We start from the raw sequence: 15,388 nt of genomic DNA on the forward strand, positions 1-15,388 counted from the left end.
AAATTGGGTGCCAGATCGAACGGTTCACTGGATTTCAGTGGTCTCGCGCACAAATAATTTTGAATTGTGATCGGGTCTTTTATTGATTTTCGAGCGATGCGCCCCCGTTTTAACCTAAGCAACCGGCTTAAGACGAATTAATCACGCACTGAATTAGTGCATCTTGGCGAACGCACGCTAAAAGGACATATCCGATGCAAAGCCCGCCCTATCCGGCATTCAGCCCGATCGGCCGCAACACTTGATGCCATCGGGCTCGGGGACGGTGCAACTGGTGCACGAAAAAGGATCGCAACCGGGTTGCGCTTTTTAGCGAACTTTCCTCTGAATATCAGGTTGCAATGCAGGAAAACCCCACCGGTTCAACAATATTGCCAGCCGCATAATTGGAGTTACAATGCGCGCGTTCTCAAGGCCTTAAGGTCCTGAACAGTGGATTTTGAAAGGCGCAGGAGACCTCACTTGATGCGAGTCAAATTTGCTTACGCCGTGTCCATCGCGGCCGCGGTTGCGATGCTGACCGCGTGCGGCAAGAAACAGGATGGCGAAGCGGGAGCGGGCGCATCGGCGGCTTCGGCCGCGGCGGTCGCCGCCGCGAGCGAAGCGACTATCGTGAAGATCGGTCATGCGGCTCCGTTGACGGGCGGCATCGCGCACCTGGGCAAGGACAATGAAAATGGGGCGCGTCTCGCAGTCGAGGAAATCAATGCGCAGGGTCTGACGATCGACGGTCGCAAGATCCAGCTGCAGCTCGACGCGCAGGACGATGCGGCGGACCCGAAAACGGGCACCGCGGTCGCGCAGAAGCTGGTCGACGATCACGTGGTCGCAGTGATCGGGCACCTGAACTCCGGGGTCTCGATTCCGGCGTCGAAGATCTATAGCGACGCGGGCATCGTGCAGATCTCGCCGTCGTCGACGAATCCGGCCTACACGCAACAGGGATTCAAGACGACCTATCGGGTGGTCGCGACCGACGCGCAGCAGGGTCCGGCGCTCGCCAATTACGCGACGAAGGCGCTGGGCGCCAAGCGCATCGCGATCGTGGACGATGCGACCGCCTACGGCAAGGGTCTCGCTGATGAATTCGCGAAGACCGCCGAGGCGAGCGGTGCGAAGATCGTCGCGCGCGAGGCGACCAACGACAAGGCCACGGATTTCCGGGCCATTCTCACGAAGATCAAGAGTGTTCAGCCGGACGCCATCATGTTCGGCGGCATGGACGCGACGGGCGGGCCGTTTACGAAGCAGGCGGCGGCGCTCGGTATCAGGGCAAAAATCCTTGGCGGCGACGGTGTGTGTACCGACAAGGTAGGTGAGCTGGCGGGTACCGCCGTGCAAAACCTGGTCTGTTCGGAAGCAGGACTCGCGCTTTCGAAAATGACCAATGGAGCGGACTTCGAAAAGAAGTACGAGGATCGCTTCCACACGCCGGTGCAGATTTACGCGCCGTTCACGTATGACGCTGTGTACGTGATTGTCGATGCAATGAAGCGCGCTAATTCGATCGAGGCGCCCAAGGTGCTGGCTGCGATGCCTTCGACCGATTACAACGGGGTAATCGGCCACATCGCGTTCGACGACAAGGGTGATTTGAAAGAGGGCGCCATTACGCTTTACGACTTCAAGGACGGCAAGAAAGCAGTGCTCGACGTCGTAAAGATGTGATGACGGGAAGTTCGGCCTGACGGCACCGACACCATCCAACGGTGCCGTTTTTGCATCCGCCCAAGGGGAGCCCGCGACCGCATCACGGTCGTCAGGGCAAGCCGGCAGCGGATAACCCTTACCGGTCTTTTACATCAGTACCCGCAGTGCCGTTGAGATTCGTCGCGCATCACCGCCCACCGGCAGATGAACAACGCGAATCCAGTCGCACGGGCTAAGGAGCAATAAATGGATATCTTCATCCAGCAGATCCTGAATGGACTGGTGCTTGGCAGTGTCTACGCCATCATCGCACTAGGCTACACGATGGTTTACGGCATTCTGGGCATCATCAACTTCGCTCACGGCGATGTGTTGATGGTGGGCGCGATGGTTGCGCTCTCCGCCATAGGTGTGCTGCAGAACCACTTCCCCGGCCTCGGCAATGTGCTGACGCTCGTCATCGCGTTGATCATCGCAGCGGCGGTCTGCTCGGTGGTCGGCTACACGATCGAGCGCGTGGCCTACCGGCCGTTGCGGCGCGCACCGCGTCTCGCCCCGCTGATCACCGCGATCGGTGTGTCGATTCTGCTGCAGACGCTCGCGATGATGATCTGGTCGCGCAATCCTCTGCCGTTCCCGCAGCTGTTGCCCACCGACCCGATCAACGTGATCAAGGCCACCGACACGACGCCCGGCGCCGTGATCTCGATGACTGAAATCGTGATCATCGTGGTGGCGTTCCTCGTGATGGGCGGCCTGCTGCTGCTCGTGCACAAGACCAAGCTCGGCCGCGCGATGCGCGCGATCGCCGAAAACCCGAACGTCGCGAGCCTGATGGGTGTGAACCCGAACTTCGTGATTTCGGCGACCTTCATGATCGGCTCGGCGCTCGCCGCACTGGCCGGCGTGATGATCGCATCCGAATACGGCAACGCGCACTTCTACATGGGCTTCATCCCTGGCCTGAAGGCCTTTACCGCGGCCGTGCTCGGCGGTATCGGCAATCTCGGCGGCGCGATGGTCGGCGGCGTGATTCTCGGCCTGATCGAGCAGCTGGGCGCAGGCTATATCGGCAATCTCACGGGCGGCGTGTTCGGCAGTAACTACCAGGACGTGTTCGCGTTCATCGTGCTGATCGTCGTGCTCGTGTTCCGTCCGTCGGGTCTGCTCGGCGAACGTGTCGCGGATCGCGCCTGATCCCGGGCCACAAGGAGTCAACAATCATGACCTCAATTCAACCGATCGAGCCGTCCACCACGCTCATCCCCGAAAAGAACCGCACGAAGACGCTGACCATCGGCATCCTCACGGCGATCTTCGTGATCGCCGCACCGATGGTGATCGGCGCCGCCGGCGGCAACTACTGGGTCCGCGTGCTCGACTTCGCGATGCTGTACGTGATGCTCGCGCTGGGCCTGAACGTGGTGGTCGGCTTCGCCGGCCTGCTGGACCTGGGCTACATCGCGTTCTACGCGATCGGCGCCTACACAGCCGCGCTGCTCAGCTCGCCGCACCTGTCGACGCAATTCGAGTGGATCGCGGCACTCGCGCCGCACGGTTTGCACGTGCCGATCTGGATCATCGTGCCGATCGCGATGGCGCTCGCCGCGATGTTCGGGATTCTGCTCGGTGCGCCGACGCTGCGTCTGCGTGGCGACTACCTCGCAATCGTGACCCTCGGCTTCGGGGAAATCGTCCGGATCTTCATGAACAACCTCGACCGTCCGGTGAACATCACCAACGGCCCGAAGGGGATCACGGGGATCGACCCGGTGCAGGTCGGCGGCTTCAGCCTGTCGCAGTCGCACTCGCTGTTCGGCATGCAGTTCCCGTCCGTGTACCTGTACTACTACCTGTTCGTGCTGTGCGCGCTGTTCGTGATCTGGACCTGTACGCGTCTGCAGCATTCGCGTATCGGCCGCGCGTGGGCCGCGATCCGCGAAGACGAAATCGCCGCCAAGGCGATGGGCATCAACACCCGTAACGTCAAGCTGCTCGCGTTCGCGATGGGCGCGTCGTTCGGCGGCCTGTCGGGCGCGATGTTCGGCTCGTTCCAGGGCTTCGTGTCACCGGAATCGTTCACGTTCTGGGAATCGGTCGTGGTGCTCGCCTGCGTGGTGCTGGGCGGCATGGGCCACATTCCGGGCGTGATCCTCGGCGCGGTGCTGCTCGCGGTGTTCCCCGAGTTCCTGCGCTCCACGATGGGTCCGCTGCAGAACATGATCTTCGGCCATGAAATCGTCGATACCGAAGTGATCCGTCAGCTGCTGTACGGTCTCGCGATGGTCGTGATCATGCTGTATCGCTCGGAAGGCCTGTGGCCCGCGCCGAAGCACGAAGACAAGATTGCGAAGCTGGCGAAGCGTAACGGCAAGAAGCCGGTGCGCGCATAAGGTCCGGTGGAGAAAAAGACATGAGCGATAACGTAAGCAACAACGCGGCGATCCGTCTGTCGGTGAAGGGCGTCAACAAGCGCTTCGGCGGCCTGCAGGCGCTTTCCGAGGTCGGCCTGCAGATCCGCGCGGGCGAAATCTACGGCCTGATCGGCCCGAACGGCGCCGGCAAGACGACCTTCTTCAACGTGATCACGGGTCTGTACACGCCGGATTCGGGCGAGTTCAAGCTCGACGGCGAAAACTACACGCCGACCGCGGTCTATCAGGTCGCGAAGGCGGGCATCGCGCGCACGTTCCAGAACATCCGGCTATTCGGCGGCATGACCGCGCTCGAAAACGTGATGGTCGGCCGTCATGTGCGCACCAAGCACGGCCTGCTCGGCGCGGTGTTCCAGACCCCGGCAGAACGCCAGGAAGAGCGCGAGATCAAGGAGCGCGCGCTCGAACTGCTCGACTACGTCGGCATCACGCAATACGCGGACTACACGTCGCGCAACCTGTCGTACGGCCACCAGCGTCGTCTGGAAATCGCCCGTGCGCTGGCGACCGATCCGAAGCTGCTCGCGCTCGACGAACCGGCGGCCGGCATGAACGCCACCGAGAAGGTCGAGCTGACCAAGCTGCTCGACAAGATCCGCGCGGACGGCAAGACGATCCTGCTGATCGAACACGACGTGAAACTCGTGATGGGCCTGTGCAACCAGATGACGGTGCTCGACTACGGCAAGGTGATTGCGCAGGGTCTGCCGCAGGACGTGCAGAAGGATGCGAAGGTGATCGAAGCTTATCTGGGTGCGGGGGTCCACTGATGTCCACGACGCAAGCAATGTTGAAAATCAAGGGCCTGCAGGTCAACTACGGCGGCATCCAGGCGGTCAAGGGTGTCGACCTCGAGGTCGGGCAGGGCGAACTCGTCACGCTGATCGGCGCGAACGGCGCGGGCAAGACCACGACGATGAAGGCGATCACCGGCCTGAAGGCGTACGCGGCCGGCGACATCGAGTACATGGGTCAGTCGATCAAGGGCCTGCCCGCGCATGAACTGCTCAAGCGCGGTCTCGCGATGGTGCCGGAAGGGCGTGGCATTTTCGCGCGCATGTCGATCGTCGAGAACATGCAGATGGGCGCGTATCTGCGCAACGATACCGACGCGATCAAGTCGGACGTCGAGCGCATGTTCGGCTTCTTCCCGCGTCTGAAAGAGCGCGCCTCGCAATACGCGGGCACGCTGTCGGGCGGCGAGCAGCAGATGCTCGCCATGGCGCGCGCGATCATCTCGCGGCCGAAACTGCTGCTGCTCGACGAACCGTCGATGGGTCTGTCGCCGATCATGGTCGAGAAGATCTTCGAAGTGGTGCGCTCGATTTCCGCCGAAGGCATGACCGTGCTGCTCGTCGAGCAGAACGCGCGTCTCGCGCTGCAGGCGGCCAATCGCGGCTACGTGATGGACTCCGGTCTGATCACGATGTCGGGCGACGCGAAGCAGATGCTCGACGACCCGAAGGTTCGGGCCGCATACCTGGGTGAATAAGTAGGTGAATAGTGGGACGTGTGCCCTTTGTGCACACGTCCGGCTTGCAGCGCGCTCCACGATGCAACGTCGTGGGGCGCGTTTTATTTTTCTGGTTAGGGCGTGAATTAAGGGAGTCGCCCGATAACCGCACTGATTTCGTCTTTATCGAACGCACGCAGCGTTTTCGTGCGCACATTGCCGGACGAGCCGAGTGCGAAGCCGAAGGCGAGGAAGCTCTGCTCGTCTGTCGCGTCGATGACCGAGACAAGGTCGTATTCCCCTAACGTCCAGTAGATCTGCTTCATTTCGCAGCCAAACGATTTCGCCATCTCCGCCGCCTGCCCGGCTCGCTGGGCTGTGTTCTTGATCGCGCGGATCCCCTGATCCGTGAATTGCAGGAGCACCACATAAGTCGCCATGAAGATTCCCCTTAGGATTCAAACGCGTTGGGACTCGGATGCATGAGCCGCCGCGGGGAGCGTCGCGAACCGCCGCGAACGTCTCTTTCAGCCCCGTGGTCGTCTCGTGCGTAAACGATTCTAGGCAACCATCTGCCCGCCATCTGATGTTTGTCCGAATCCGCCGATATGTGCGCCGTTCGTTGGAGAACCAATAAAAAAAGCCGCATGCGCTCACCAACGCATGCGGCCTTCTTTAATCAGGTGTACGACGCGAATCAACCCGCCGGGGCCGCGTCCGCGTATTCGCCGAGCCGTTTGCCGAGGCTGATTACCGCATCGGCGCGATAGCCGAGCGCGTCGTAGAACGCGCGCACTTCGGCCGACGCCGACGCCAGCACCTGCAGATTCAGCTTCGGACAACCAAGCTTCGTCAACTCGCTCTCGACGTGTGCGACAAGCCGCGTGCCGATGCCATGACGTCGCAGCGATGCGTCGACCGCGAGCGAATACAGCCAGCCGCGGTGTCCGTCATAGCCGCCCATCACGGTGCCGACGATCCGTCCATCGAGCACCGCGACGAAGAACAGTTCCGGTTGCGTCGCCAGCTTGTTCGCGATCGACAGACGCGGATTGCGCTGCGGCCGTGTCACGTCGCGATACTCGGGAAACACCTGTTGCCATAGCGCGATCACCGCTTCGGTATCGCTCGCGTCGAAGCGGCGGATCGACAGCGTCGTGTTCGTCGTCATCAGGGGGCGCTCCGCGATCGATTACAGCGAATCGAGAACCGAGCGCAGCATCGCCAGCATCTGGTCGATCTCTTCGGTCGTCACGTTCAGCGCCGGCATGAAGCGCAGCAGATTCGGACGCGCGGCGTTCAGCAGCACGCCGTCGGGCTGCATCTCGCGCGCCTTCTCGACGATCTGGTTGCCGATGTCCTTGCCAAGCAGCAGCGCGCGCAGCAGACCTTCGCCGCGCTCACCCTTGAAGCCGCGCTCTTCGGACAGTTCGAGAAGCTTCGTGCGCAGGTATTCGCCGCGCGAGCGCACGCCTTCGAGGAAGCCCGGCGCCGTCAGCTGCGAAATCACCGAGTAGCCGACCGCCGTCATCAGCGGATTGCCGTTGTAGGTGCCGCCCTGGTCGCCTGCTTCGAACACGGCGATTTCCGCCTTCGACAGCAGCGCCGCGAGCGGCACGCCGCCGCCGATGCCCTTGCCGAGCGTCATGATGTCCGGCTCGATGCCCGACAGCTGATACGCGAACAGCGTACCGGCGCGGCCGCAGCCGCTTTGCACTTCATCGACGATCAGCAGGATGTTGTGCTGTTTCGTCAGCTCGCGCAGTTGCTGCATGAATTCGCGGGTTGCGGGGATCACGCCGCCTTCGCCCTGAATCGGCTCGAGCATCACCGCGACGGTCTTCGCGTTGATCAGCCTTTCCACCGATGCGATGTCGTTCAGCTCCGCCTTCGGGAAGCCCGGCACCTGCGGCGCGTAGATCGTGTCCCAGCCCGGCTTGCCGCTCGCCGACATCGTCGCGAGCGTGCGGCCGTGGAAACTGTGGTCGAAGGTGATGATCTCGAACGCGCCGTCCTTGAACTTCCTGCCCCACTTGCGCGCGAGCTTGATCGCGCCTTCGTTCGCCTCGGCACCGCTGTTCGCGAAGAACACCTTGTCGAAGCAGCTGTGCTGCGTGAGCAGGCCCGCGAGCTTCGCCATCTGCTCGTTGTAGAACGCCGGCGACGGGTTGATCAGCAGCTTCGCCTGGCTGTTCAGCGCTTCGATCATGCCGTCGTTGCAGTGGCCGAGGCTGTTGACCGCCCAGCCCTGGATGAAATCCAGATAGCGCTTGCCGTTGTTGTCGTAAATCCACGAGCCTTTGCCGTGCGTGAAAACGATTTCAGGCCGGTTCGTGATGTACATCAGCGAATCGATTGGATACTCATTGAAATTCATGACGGCAGGCTCCAGGCAAAAGGGTAAGTGCAGGGTGAAGAAACGGTGACGGTTTGGCCACTCAAAACGGCGGCCGGAAAAACAGAAAAGCCACGGCATGCCGTGGCTTTCATGATTCGAACAGCTTGCGCCCAGATTTGTGTGTGGCGCGAGTCCGTGAAGAAGCCAGCGGCGTCCCTAGGGGAGCGGCGAGCGGCGACGTCGGAGTTCGGACTGGATGCGGTTCATGCGCGAAAGAATACGATAAGAAAACCGCTGGTGTAAACCATGAATTTGCACTGGCGCTGCATCGAGGCCACATTGACGGCTTGCCGCGAGGCTGACATGTTCGGCGCGACCGGTCGACGCGAGCGCTCATTGAAGCGCTGATCCAGGCGTGGGGGCCGGCCGTATGTCGCCGTGCAATCAGACCGCGTTCGCGAGATCCGCCGCGCTCGTGAACGAGTCCGCGTAGAACTCGTCTTCCGGCAACTGGTGATGCTGCGTGAAGTCGCGCAGCGCCGATTCGACCATCACCGGCGCGCCGCATGCGTACACCTGGTAGGCTGACAGATCGGGCAGATCCTCGATCACCGCGCGATGCACGAAGCCCGTGCGGCCCGTCCACGCGTCGCCCGCATCGGGCTCGGAGAGCACCGGCACGAACTTGAAGTTCGGAATCTCGCGCGCCCATTGCTCGGCGAGTTCGAGCAGGTACAGGTCTTTCTTGCGGCGCGCGCCCCAGTAAAGCGTCATGGGCCGCGTGATGTTCTTGAACACCGCATGCTCGACGATCGCCTTCAGCGGCGCGAAGCCGGTGCCCGACGCGAGCAGCACGATCGGCTTGTCCGAGTCTTCGCGCAGGAAGAACGTGCCGAGCGGTGCTTCGAAGCGCAGGATGTCGCGCTCCTTCATCGTGTTGAACACGTGATCGGTGAAGGCGCCACCGGGCATGTGACGAATGTGCAGTTCGACCGGGCCTTCGACGTGCGGCGCGCTCGCCATCGAATAACTGCGGCGCTTGCCGTCCTTCAGGATGAATTCGAGGTACTGGCCGGCCAGATATTGCAGACGTTCGTTGGCCGGCAATTGCAGCTTGACGACGATCACGTCGTCGGCCTTACGCTCGATCGCATTCACGCGGCACGGCAGCTTCTTGACCTGCACGTCGCCGACGCCGGCCACTTCGCGGATGTCGACTTCGAGATCGGAGCACGCGGTTGCGCAACACAGGAGCGCCATGCCGCGCGTCTTTTCGTCGTTCGACAACGCCGACGACGAGTGCGCGCGCTGTTCGACCTCGCCGCTCACGATTGTGCCCTTGCACGAACCGCACGCGCCGTTCTTGCAGCCGTACGGCAGGCCGACGCCTTGACGCAGTGCTGCGGAGAGGACCGGTTCGTCCTGTTCTACCTGAAACTGCCGGCCGCTTTGCCGGAGCGTGACGTTAAATGCCATAAAGTGTTCGAAATCGAAAAGTCGGAATCGTAATTGGACCCGCCGGATCAACCGCGCGGTACCTGTTGCGTGTGACCGCTACAATGCGTCCACCATGAAAGCCACACGAATCTTCCGCCGGCCGCGCGTGCTTATCGTAGGATGCGGCGACGTCGGCATGCGCTGCGTGCCGCTGTTGCGGCCGCGCGCGCACGTGTTCGCGTTGACGAGCCATGCCGCGCGCTGCGATGAGTTGCGCGCCGCGGGTGTGACGCCGCTCGTCGGCGATCTCGACGCGCGCCGCAGTCTCAAACGACTCGCGCGCCTCGCGCCGACGGTGCTGCATCTCGCGCCGCCACAGAAGTCCGGCGACGACGACCGGCGCACTCGCGCGCTGCTTGCGACGCTGGGTGCCGCGGGCCGCATGCACGCTCGCGCGGCGAGGTCGTCCGTCGCGCCCATCGCGCGATTGCGCCGTACGCGCGCTTCAGGTCTGGACGCTGAAACACCCGATATTGTACCCGACGGGGTGCGCCGAACCGGTGCTCCGAGCGCACCCGTGCGCATCGTTTACGCGAGCACGACGGGCGTCTACGGCGATTGCGGCGGCGCGTGGATCGACGAAACGCGCGCGACGCAGCCCGCGAATGCGCGCGCCAAACGTCGCGTGTCGGCCGAGCGGCAGTTGCGGCGTGCGACCGCGCGCGGCAGCGTCGCCGCGAGCATCGCGCGGATTCCGGGCATCTATGCGCGCAACCGTCTGCCGCTTGCGCGGCTCGAAAAAGGCACGCCGGCGCTCGTCGATGCCGACGACGTCTATACGAACCACATCCACGCCGACGACCTCGCCGCGATCCTCGTGCGACTCGCCACGCATGGCCGGCCCGCGCGCGCACTGCACGCGTCCGACGATTCGGCGCTGAAAATGGGAGAGTATTTCGACGTGGTCGCCGACGCGTTCGGGCTCGCGCGAGCGCCGCGCATCACGCGCGAGCAGGCGGAGCAGCAGATCGATCCGATGCTGCTGTCGTTCATGCGCGAGTCGCGCCGGCTCGTGAACCGGCGTCTGAAGGAAGAATTGCGGGTGCGTCTGCGCTATCCGAGCGTCGACGATTTTTTGCGCGAAGCGAGCGGGAAGGGCGGCTAAGGCGCAGCGGCCGACACGGCCAGCAGCAGAAGGAAAATACCGCCTCGCGAGGCCGCGCTGCCCCGAAACGAACCGTATCCCCCGCACCGCATTAATGCGCCGCGCAAAACGGGCCGCGCGGTCCAACAGGCATCAGGTCAGCGCCGGCAGCATTTCCAGCAACAGGAAGCACAGCATGCCGCCGATCAGCGCGCCGATCAGATTCGGGTGGTACTTATGCCGCAGCCGCATGACGATCAGCGATCCGCCGACCAGCAGCAGCGCAAAGCAGATAAACGCAATCATCGCGTGCGAAAACGCCATCGTGCCGTCGATATGCATGGCGCCCCTCCTTGAAACCTTTGTAGTCGTTTGTTTAGACGAGTATAGGGCGACATGTAAGGAACGGCATGCTGCACCGCAGCGGCCTATGTGCGATGCACCACAATGCACGCGGGCTTTCTCCGGCGCATCAAGGGCTTAGGCTGGCACTCGCTGCGCGCTAGTCGCTTAGCCGGTCCGCAGCGCGGCGAGGCCCGTTTCGTCGAGCCATTGCCATGCGCCGGGCGCGAGCGTCGCGGGCAGAGCGAGCCCGCCGATCCGCTCGCGATGCAGCGCCTCGCAGCGGTTGCCCGAGGCCGCGATCATCCGCTTGACCTGGTGGTATTTGCCTTCGAGCACCGTGAGCGCGAGCGTGTGAGTGTCGCGCGCCTCTGCGTCGAGCGCGGCGCTCGGCTTCGTTTCGCCGTGCAACAGCACGCCGTCGCGTAGCGCGGCGAGCTGCGCGTCGTCGAGCGGATAGCGGGTGGTCGCGACATAGAGCTTCGGCACCTTGCGTTTCGGCGAGGTGAACTGATGCACGAACTTGCCGTCGTCGGAGAGCAGCAGCAGACCCGTGGTGTCCTGATCAAGACGGCCGACGCACTGCACGCCGCGCTCGGCGAACTGCGGCGGCAGCAGGCTGAACACGCTCAGATGATGCTGCGGATCGCGCGAGCATTCGTAGCCGACCGGCTTGTTCAGCAGCAGATACGCGTGCTCGCGATACGGCCATTCGACGCCGTCGACGCTGAATCGCAACGCGCCGCTATCGATAGCGAAATCGGCATCGGCATCGGTGCAGATAACACCGTCGACGCCGACGCGGCCGTCGCCGATCAGCGCGCGGCATTGGCGGCGCGAACCGAAACCTTGAGTAAAGAGAATGCTTTCGAGATTCATGGCGAGCGAAGAATAACACCGCAAGAAGCGGAGCGCCCCGCCAGCCCCGAGCGCCGACGATGAATACCTCACGTCAAACCTCGGGAGTGCATCGATGTCCGCCACGTCTTCGTCTTCATCGTCTTCGCCTTCGTCTTCCAGCGCGCAACGACTACCCCGCGCATTCCAGCGTCTCGCCTGGTCGAACCTGTGCGCGCAATCGGCCGAGCAGATCAGTCTCGCCGCCGCGCCGCTCGTCGCGGTGTTCGCGCTCGGCGCCAACGCGCGCGACACCGGTCTGCTGCAAACCGCGCAGACGCTGCCGTTCCTGTTGCTGTCGATGCCGCTCGGCGTCTGGGCCGATCGCCGTTCGCGCCGCGTGCTGATGACGCTCGCCGAAAGCGTGCGTGTCTGCGCGATGCTGTGCGTGCTGCTGCTGGTGCTCACGCATGCGCTGAGCCTGCCGCTACTCGCCGCGCTCGGCTTCGTCGCCGCGACGGGCACGGTTGCCTACAACGTGGCGGCGCCGTCGCTGGTGCCGTCGATCGTGCCGCGCGAGGCCTATGCGAACGCGAATGGCCGGCTCGAACTCGCGCGCAGCGTCGCGTACTCGGCGGGTCCGGCGTTGGGCGGCGTGCTGGTCGGCTGGATCGGCGCGGGCTGGGCGTATGGCGGCGCGGCGATGTTGTCCGCGTTCGCGGTCGCGTTGCTCGCGGGCTTGCGCGAGCCGCCGCGAGCGGCCGCGCCGCGGCGCCACTTCATGCTGGAGCTGCGCGACGGCACGCGCTTCGTGCTGCGCGATCCGCTGTTGCTGCCGATGCTGCTCACCGCCGTGTTCTTCAATCTCGGCTTCTTCATCCTGCAGGCGGTCTACGTGCCGTACGCGGTGCATCGGCTCGGGCTCGATGCCTCGGCGGTCGGCGTGACGCTCGGCGCGTACGGTGTCGGCATGGTCTGCGGCGCGCTCGCCGCGCCCGCGATCGCGCGGCGTCTCGCGTTCGGGCGTCTGCTGATCATCGGGCCGTCGTGCGGCCTGCTCGCGTCGCTCGTGATGGCGGCGACGCTCATCGCGCCATCGTTCTGGCTCGCGCTCGCGAGCTTCTTCCTGCTCGGCGCGGGACCGATCCTGTGGGTCGTCGGCTCGACCACGCTGCGTCAGGCGATCACACCCGAACGGATGATCGGCCGCGTGTCCGCGCTGATCAGCACCGCCACCTACGGCGCGCGGCCGGTGGGCGCGCTGCTCGGCGCCGTCCTCAGCGCGCGCTGGAGCATCGACCTGTGCCTCGTCGCGGCGTCGTTCGCGTTCATGGTGCAGGCGCTGATCATCGTGATGTCGCCGGCGGCGCGGCTCACGGGCATTCCCGAGCAGAGCGCGGCGGCATGCTGATGACGGCACGCGGCACGCGGCACGCAAAGAGGCCCCCAATCGCCCCGATGAAAATGGATTTTCATCGGGGTGCGGCATGCGCGAATGCTGAACTCCCTTGTCTGAAGGGCTTTGGTCGGTGAAAACCCTCGAATTATGAAAATGAATTTTTTTCGGCGCGTGTTTCATGTAAATATAATTTCATCCAGTTCACCTAGAACAACCGCGCCTGTCCGCTCGCATGATCCATCACCCGTCCGCTGTGTCGAACCCCGCCGAGCAGGCCATCGCCGCGCGCATCACCGCCGCGATGCCGACGCTCACGCCGATCCACCAGCGCATGGGCGAGTACGTGCTGGCCAATCTGTTCCGCGCGGCGACGATGCGCATCGACGAACTCGCGAGCGTGGTCGGTGCGTCGGTCGCGAGCGCGAATCGCTTTGCGCGCGCGCTCGGCTTCGACGGTTATCCGCAGTTCCGCGAGGCGCTCGTGCGTGGCTTCGAGGCGACGCTCGCGCCGGTCGAGCGGCTGCGCAGCGCGCAGGAAACGCTCGCGGCCGGTGACGATCTGATCGACGCGTCGCTCGAGCAGGCCGCCAACAATCTGCATGCGACGCGCACGTCGATCGATCGCGCGACTGCCGACGCCGCCGTCGACGCGATCATCGCCGCGCGCCGCGTATTCGTGATCGGCTTCGGCGCCAGCGCCTTTCTCGCGGGCCTGATGGAGCACGGGCTGCTGCCGTATCACGACAACGTGCATTCGCTCGCGCTGAACGGCGGACCGTCGCATGCGGCGCGGCACCTGGTGGGTTCCGGCGCGGGAGATCTAGTGATCGGCATCGCGTTTCCGCGCTATGTCGAGGACACGATCGAGTTGGCGCGCCGCGCCTCCGAACGCGGCGCGCGCGTGCTCGCACTCACCGACGGTCCGCGCTCGCCGCTCGTGCGATTCGCGGACCTGGCGCTGTATGTCCGCACCGACCGGCGTCTCGCGTCGAATGCCGATTCGGCCGTGCTCGCGGTGATCGAGGCGTTGTGCGACGCGGTCGCGTATCGCGCGCAACGCTCGGTCAAGGCGGCCGCCGAGGTCAGCGAGTTCGTGCTGCCGTGGCTGTTCGATCCGCAGTCCGGCGCAGGCGGTGCCGCGCAGGAGCCTGTTCGTGCCGCGAGCAAAGCCGTGCGCGCGAAGTCTGCGAAGCCCAAAACCGGCGACGGCGCAAAGGCCGACAGCACTCGAGCCAAACGCGTGAAAGCCACGGACACCGAAGCAAAAGCCATCACGGCAGCCCGCATTCCCCGCAACAATCGCACTCCACGATCCAAACGATGAACTCCAACGCAGTCATTGCCATTCACGGCGGGGCAGGGACGATCCTGCGCACGTCGATGTCAGCCAGCGCCGAAGCTGACTATCACGCGGCGCTCAACGCGGTGCTGAGCGCCGGCCAGCGCGTGCTCGCCGATGGCGGCAGCGCGCTCGACGCGGTCAGCGAAGCGGTACGGCTGCTCGAAGACTGCGCGCTCTTCAACGCGGGCCACGGCGCGGTCTACACCGCGGCCGGCACGCACGAGCTCGACGCCGCGATCATGGACGGCCGCACGCTCGACGCGGGCGCGATCTGCTGCGTGAAGCGCGTGCGCAATCCGATTCTGGCCGCGCGCCGCGTGCTCGAGCGCAGCGACCACGTGCTGTTCACCGGTGAAGGCGCGGAAGCGTTCGCGATCGCGCAGGGGCTCGAATTCGTCGATAACAGCTACTTCGATACCGACGCGCGCTATCGTCAATGGCAGCTCGCGCGCGAGCAGCAGCGCCCGATGCTCGATCACGACGCCGCGACGCTCGCGTCCACCGCGTCGAATAACGACGACCCGATGCCGCACGAACCGATCGATCCGAACCGCAAGTTCGGCACCGTCGGCGCGGTCGCGCTCGACCGCCACGGGCATCTCGCCGCGGCGACCTCGACGGGCGGCGTCACCAACAAGCAGGTGGGCCGCGTCGGCGACACGCCGCTGATCGGCGCGGGCTGCTACGCGGACGACGCGACCTGCGCGGTGTCGACCACCGGCTCCGGCGAGATGTTCATGCGCATGGTCGCCGCCTACGACGTCGCCGCGCAGATGGCCTATCGCCAGGTCTCGCTCGAAGAGGCCGCGCACGATGTCGTGATGAACCGCCTGCCGAAGATCGACGGACGCGGCGGCCTCGTCGCCGTCGACGCGCAGGGCAACGTCACGCTGTCGTTCAACACCGAAGGCATGTATCGCGGTTTCGCGCGGCTCGGCGAAGCGCCGGTGACGGCGATCTATCGCTAGCCGCCGGCGCGCGTCGCCACCTTGCCGCAGCCCCGTTAGCCGC

15 protein-coding genes are annotated in these 15,388 nt (G+C 64.3%); 9 read left to right on the top strand and 6 right to left on the bottom strand.

Translation table 11 applies throughout. The annotated features are described in order from the left end of the window. The first annotated feature begins 465 nt into the window (after positions 1 to 465). The 5 genes from EVC45_RS25635 to EVC45_RS25655 all read left to right on the top strand — a co-directional run bounded on the left by EVC45_RS25635 (position 466) and on the right by EVC45_RS25655 (position 5,577). Positions 466 to 1,668, top strand: a complete 1,203-nt coding sequence (locus EVC45_RS25635) for a branched-chain amino acid ABC transporter substrate-binding protein (RefSeq protein WP_129961033.1) — start codon at positions 466 to 468, stop codon at positions 1,666 to 1,668. A 228-nt stretch (positions 1,669 to 1,896) separates the two neighbouring features. Further along, a complete protein-coding gene (locus tag EVC45_RS25640) occupies positions 1,897 to 2,847 on the top strand; it encodes a branched-chain amino acid ABC transporter permease (RefSeq protein ID WP_129961034.1) in 951 nt (316 codons plus the stop codon). A 26-nt stretch (positions 2,848 to 2,873) separates the two neighbouring features. Then, a complete protein-coding gene (locus tag EVC45_RS25645) occupies positions 2,874 to 4,043 on the top strand; it encodes an ABC transporter ATP-binding protein (protein ID WP_129961035.1) in 1,170 nt (389 codons plus the stop codon). Between the two features lie 20 nt (positions 4,044 to 4,063). Then, complete coding sequence (locus tag EVC45_RS25650) at positions 4,064 to 4,855, top strand: ABC transporter ATP-binding protein (RefSeq protein ID WP_027198609.1); 792 nt, start codon at positions 4,064 to 4,066, stop codon at positions 4,853 to 4,855. Between the two features lie 17 nt (positions 4,856 to 4,872). Next, positions 4,873 to 5,577: an ABC transporter ATP-binding protein gene (locus EVC45_RS25655; protein ID WP_129961036.1), complete on the top strand. Its 705-nt coding sequence runs from the start codon at positions 4,873 to 4,875 to the stop codon at positions 5,575 to 5,577. A gap of 107 nt (positions 5,578 to 5,684) precedes the next feature. Here EVC45_RS25655 and EVC45_RS25660 read toward each other — a convergent pair whose 3' ends face one another. From EVC45_RS25660 to EVC45_RS25675, 4 genes are all read right to left on the bottom strand, one after another. Next, positions 5,685 to 5,978, bottom strand: coding sequence for a GYD domain-containing protein (locus EVC45_RS25660; RefSeq protein ID WP_129961037.1), 294 nt, complete (start codon positions 5,976 to 5,978; stop codon positions 5,685 to 5,687). A gap of 257 nt (positions 5,979 to 6,235) precedes the next feature. Next, entirely contained in the window at positions 6,236 to 6,709 is a 474-nt protein-coding gene (locus EVC45_RS25665) for a GNAT family acetyltransferase (RefSeq protein ID WP_129961038.1), read from the bottom strand. Between the two features lie 21 nt (positions 6,710 to 6,730). Then, positions 6,731 to 7,915, bottom strand: coding sequence for an acetylornithine transaminase (locus EVC45_RS25670; protein ID WP_129961039.1), 1,185 nt, complete (start codon positions 7,913 to 7,915; stop codon positions 6,731 to 6,733). A 405-nt stretch (positions 7,916 to 8,320) separates the two neighbouring features. Next, entirely contained in the window at positions 8,321 to 9,352 is a 1,032-nt protein-coding gene (locus EVC45_RS25675) for a CDP-6-deoxy-delta-3,4-glucoseen reductase (protein WP_129961040.1), read from the bottom strand. Positions 9,353 to 9,446: 94 nt separating this feature from the next. Between EVC45_RS25675 and EVC45_RS25680 the strand changes: the two genes are divergently transcribed. Next, positions 9,447 to 10,478, top strand: a complete 1,032-nt coding sequence (locus EVC45_RS25680; RefSeq protein ID WP_129961041.1) for an SDR family NAD(P)-dependent oxidoreductase — start codon at positions 9,447 to 9,449, stop codon at positions 10,476 to 10,478. Between the two features lie 132 nt (positions 10,479 to 10,610). Here the strand turns inward: EVC45_RS25680 and EVC45_RS25685 are convergent, their stop codons facing one another. Continuing rightward, positions 10,611 to 10,799, bottom strand: a complete 189-nt coding sequence (locus EVC45_RS25685; protein WP_129961042.1) for a hypothetical protein — start codon at positions 10,797 to 10,799, stop codon at positions 10,611 to 10,613. Positions 10,800 to 10,967: 168 nt separating this feature from the next. Further along, on the bottom strand, positions 10,968 to 11,678 hold the full coding sequence (locus EVC45_RS25690; RefSeq protein WP_129961043.1) for a pseudouridine synthase: 711 nt from the start codon (positions 11,676 to 11,678) through the stop codon (positions 10,968 to 10,970). Positions 11,679 to 11,772: 94 nt separating this feature from the next. Between EVC45_RS25690 and EVC45_RS25695 the strand changes: the two genes are divergently transcribed. The 3 genes from EVC45_RS25695 to EVC45_RS25705 all read left to right on the top strand — a co-directional run bounded on the left by EVC45_RS25695 (position 11,773) and on the right by EVC45_RS25705 (position 15,345). Continuing rightward, on the top strand, positions 11,773 to 13,047 hold the full coding sequence (locus EVC45_RS25695) for an MFS transporter (RefSeq protein ID WP_129961044.1): 1,275 nt from the start codon (positions 11,773 to 11,775) through the stop codon (positions 13,045 to 13,047). 220 nt (positions 13,048 to 13,267) lie between these two features. Next, positions 13,268 to 14,359, top strand: a complete 1,092-nt coding sequence (locus EVC45_RS25700) for a MurR/RpiR family transcriptional regulator (RefSeq protein WP_129961045.1) — start codon at positions 13,268 to 13,270, stop codon at positions 14,357 to 14,359. After that, positions 14,356 to 15,345 carry an isoaspartyl peptidase/L-asparaginase family protein gene (locus EVC45_RS25705; protein ID WP_129961046.1) on the top strand — a complete coding sequence of 330 codons (990 nt, stop codon included), beginning with the start codon at positions 14,356 to 14,358 and terminating at the stop codon, positions 15,343 to 15,345. Before EVC45_RS25700 ends, EVC45_RS25705 begins: the two co-directional genes overlap by 4 nt. The last annotated feature ends 43 nt before the right edge of the window (positions 15,346 to 15,388 follow it).

Origin of the sequence: Paraburkholderia sp. UYCP14C (assembly GCF_004197395.1) — a bacterium.
Classification (GTDB): Bacteria; Pseudomonadota; Gammaproteobacteria; order Burkholderiales; family Burkholderiaceae; genus Paraburkholderia.

Bases quoted from the DNA above. Each gene is read 5' to 3' on its own strand.
- EVC45_RS25635 (WP_129961033.1), top strand. From the start codon at position 466: ATGCGAGTCAAATTTGCTTACGCCGTGTCCATCGCGGCCGCGGTTGCG.
- EVC45_RS25640 (WP_129961034.1), top strand. From the start codon at position 1,897: ATGGATATCTTCATCCAGCAGATCCTGAATGGACTGGTGCTTGGCAGT.
- EVC45_RS25645 (WP_129961035.1), top strand. From the start codon at position 2,874: ATGACCTCAATTCAACCGATCGAGCCGTCCACCACGCTCATCCCCGAA.
- EVC45_RS25650 (WP_027198609.1), top strand. From the start codon at position 4,064: ATGAGCGATAACGTAAGCAACAACGCGGCGATCCGTCTGTCGGTGAAG.
- EVC45_RS25655 (WP_129961036.1), top strand. From the start codon at position 4,873: ATGTTGAAAATCAAGGGCCTGCAGGTCAACTACGGCGGCATCCAGGCG.
- EVC45_RS25660 (WP_129961037.1), bottom strand. From the start codon at position 5,978: ATGGCGACTTATGTGGTGCTCCTGCAATTCACGGATCAGGGGATCCGC.
- EVC45_RS25665 (WP_129961038.1), bottom strand. From the start codon at position 6,709: ATGACGACGAACACGACGCTGTCGATCCGCCGCTTCGACGCGAGCGAT.
- EVC45_RS25670 (WP_129961039.1), bottom strand. From the start codon at position 7,915: ATGAATTTCAATGAGTATCCAATCGATTCGCTGATGTACATCACGAAC.
- EVC45_RS25675 (WP_129961040.1), bottom strand. From the start codon at position 9,352: ATGGCATTTAACGTCACGCTCCGGCAAAGCGGCCGGCAGTTTCAGGTA.
- EVC45_RS25680 (WP_129961041.1), top strand. From the start codon at position 9,447: ATGAAAGCCACACGAATCTTCCGCCGGCCGCGCGTGCTTATCGTAGGA.
- EVC45_RS25685 (WP_129961042.1), bottom strand. From the start codon at position 10,799: ATGCATATCGACGGCACGATGGCGTTTTCGCACGCGATGATTGCGTTT.
- EVC45_RS25690 (WP_129961043.1), bottom strand. From the start codon at position 11,678: ATGAATCTCGAAAGCATTCTCTTTACTCAAGGTTTCGGTTCGCGCCGC.
- EVC45_RS25695 (WP_129961044.1), top strand. From the start codon at position 11,773: ATGTCCGCCACGTCTTCGTCTTCATCGTCTTCGCCTTCGTCTTCCAGC.
- EVC45_RS25700 (WP_129961045.1), top strand. From the start codon at position 13,268: ATGATCCATCACCCGTCCGCTGTGTCGAACCCCGCCGAGCAGGCCATC.
- EVC45_RS25705 (WP_129961046.1), top strand. From the start codon at position 14,356: ATGAACTCCAACGCAGTCATTGCCATTCACGGCGGGGCAGGGACGATC.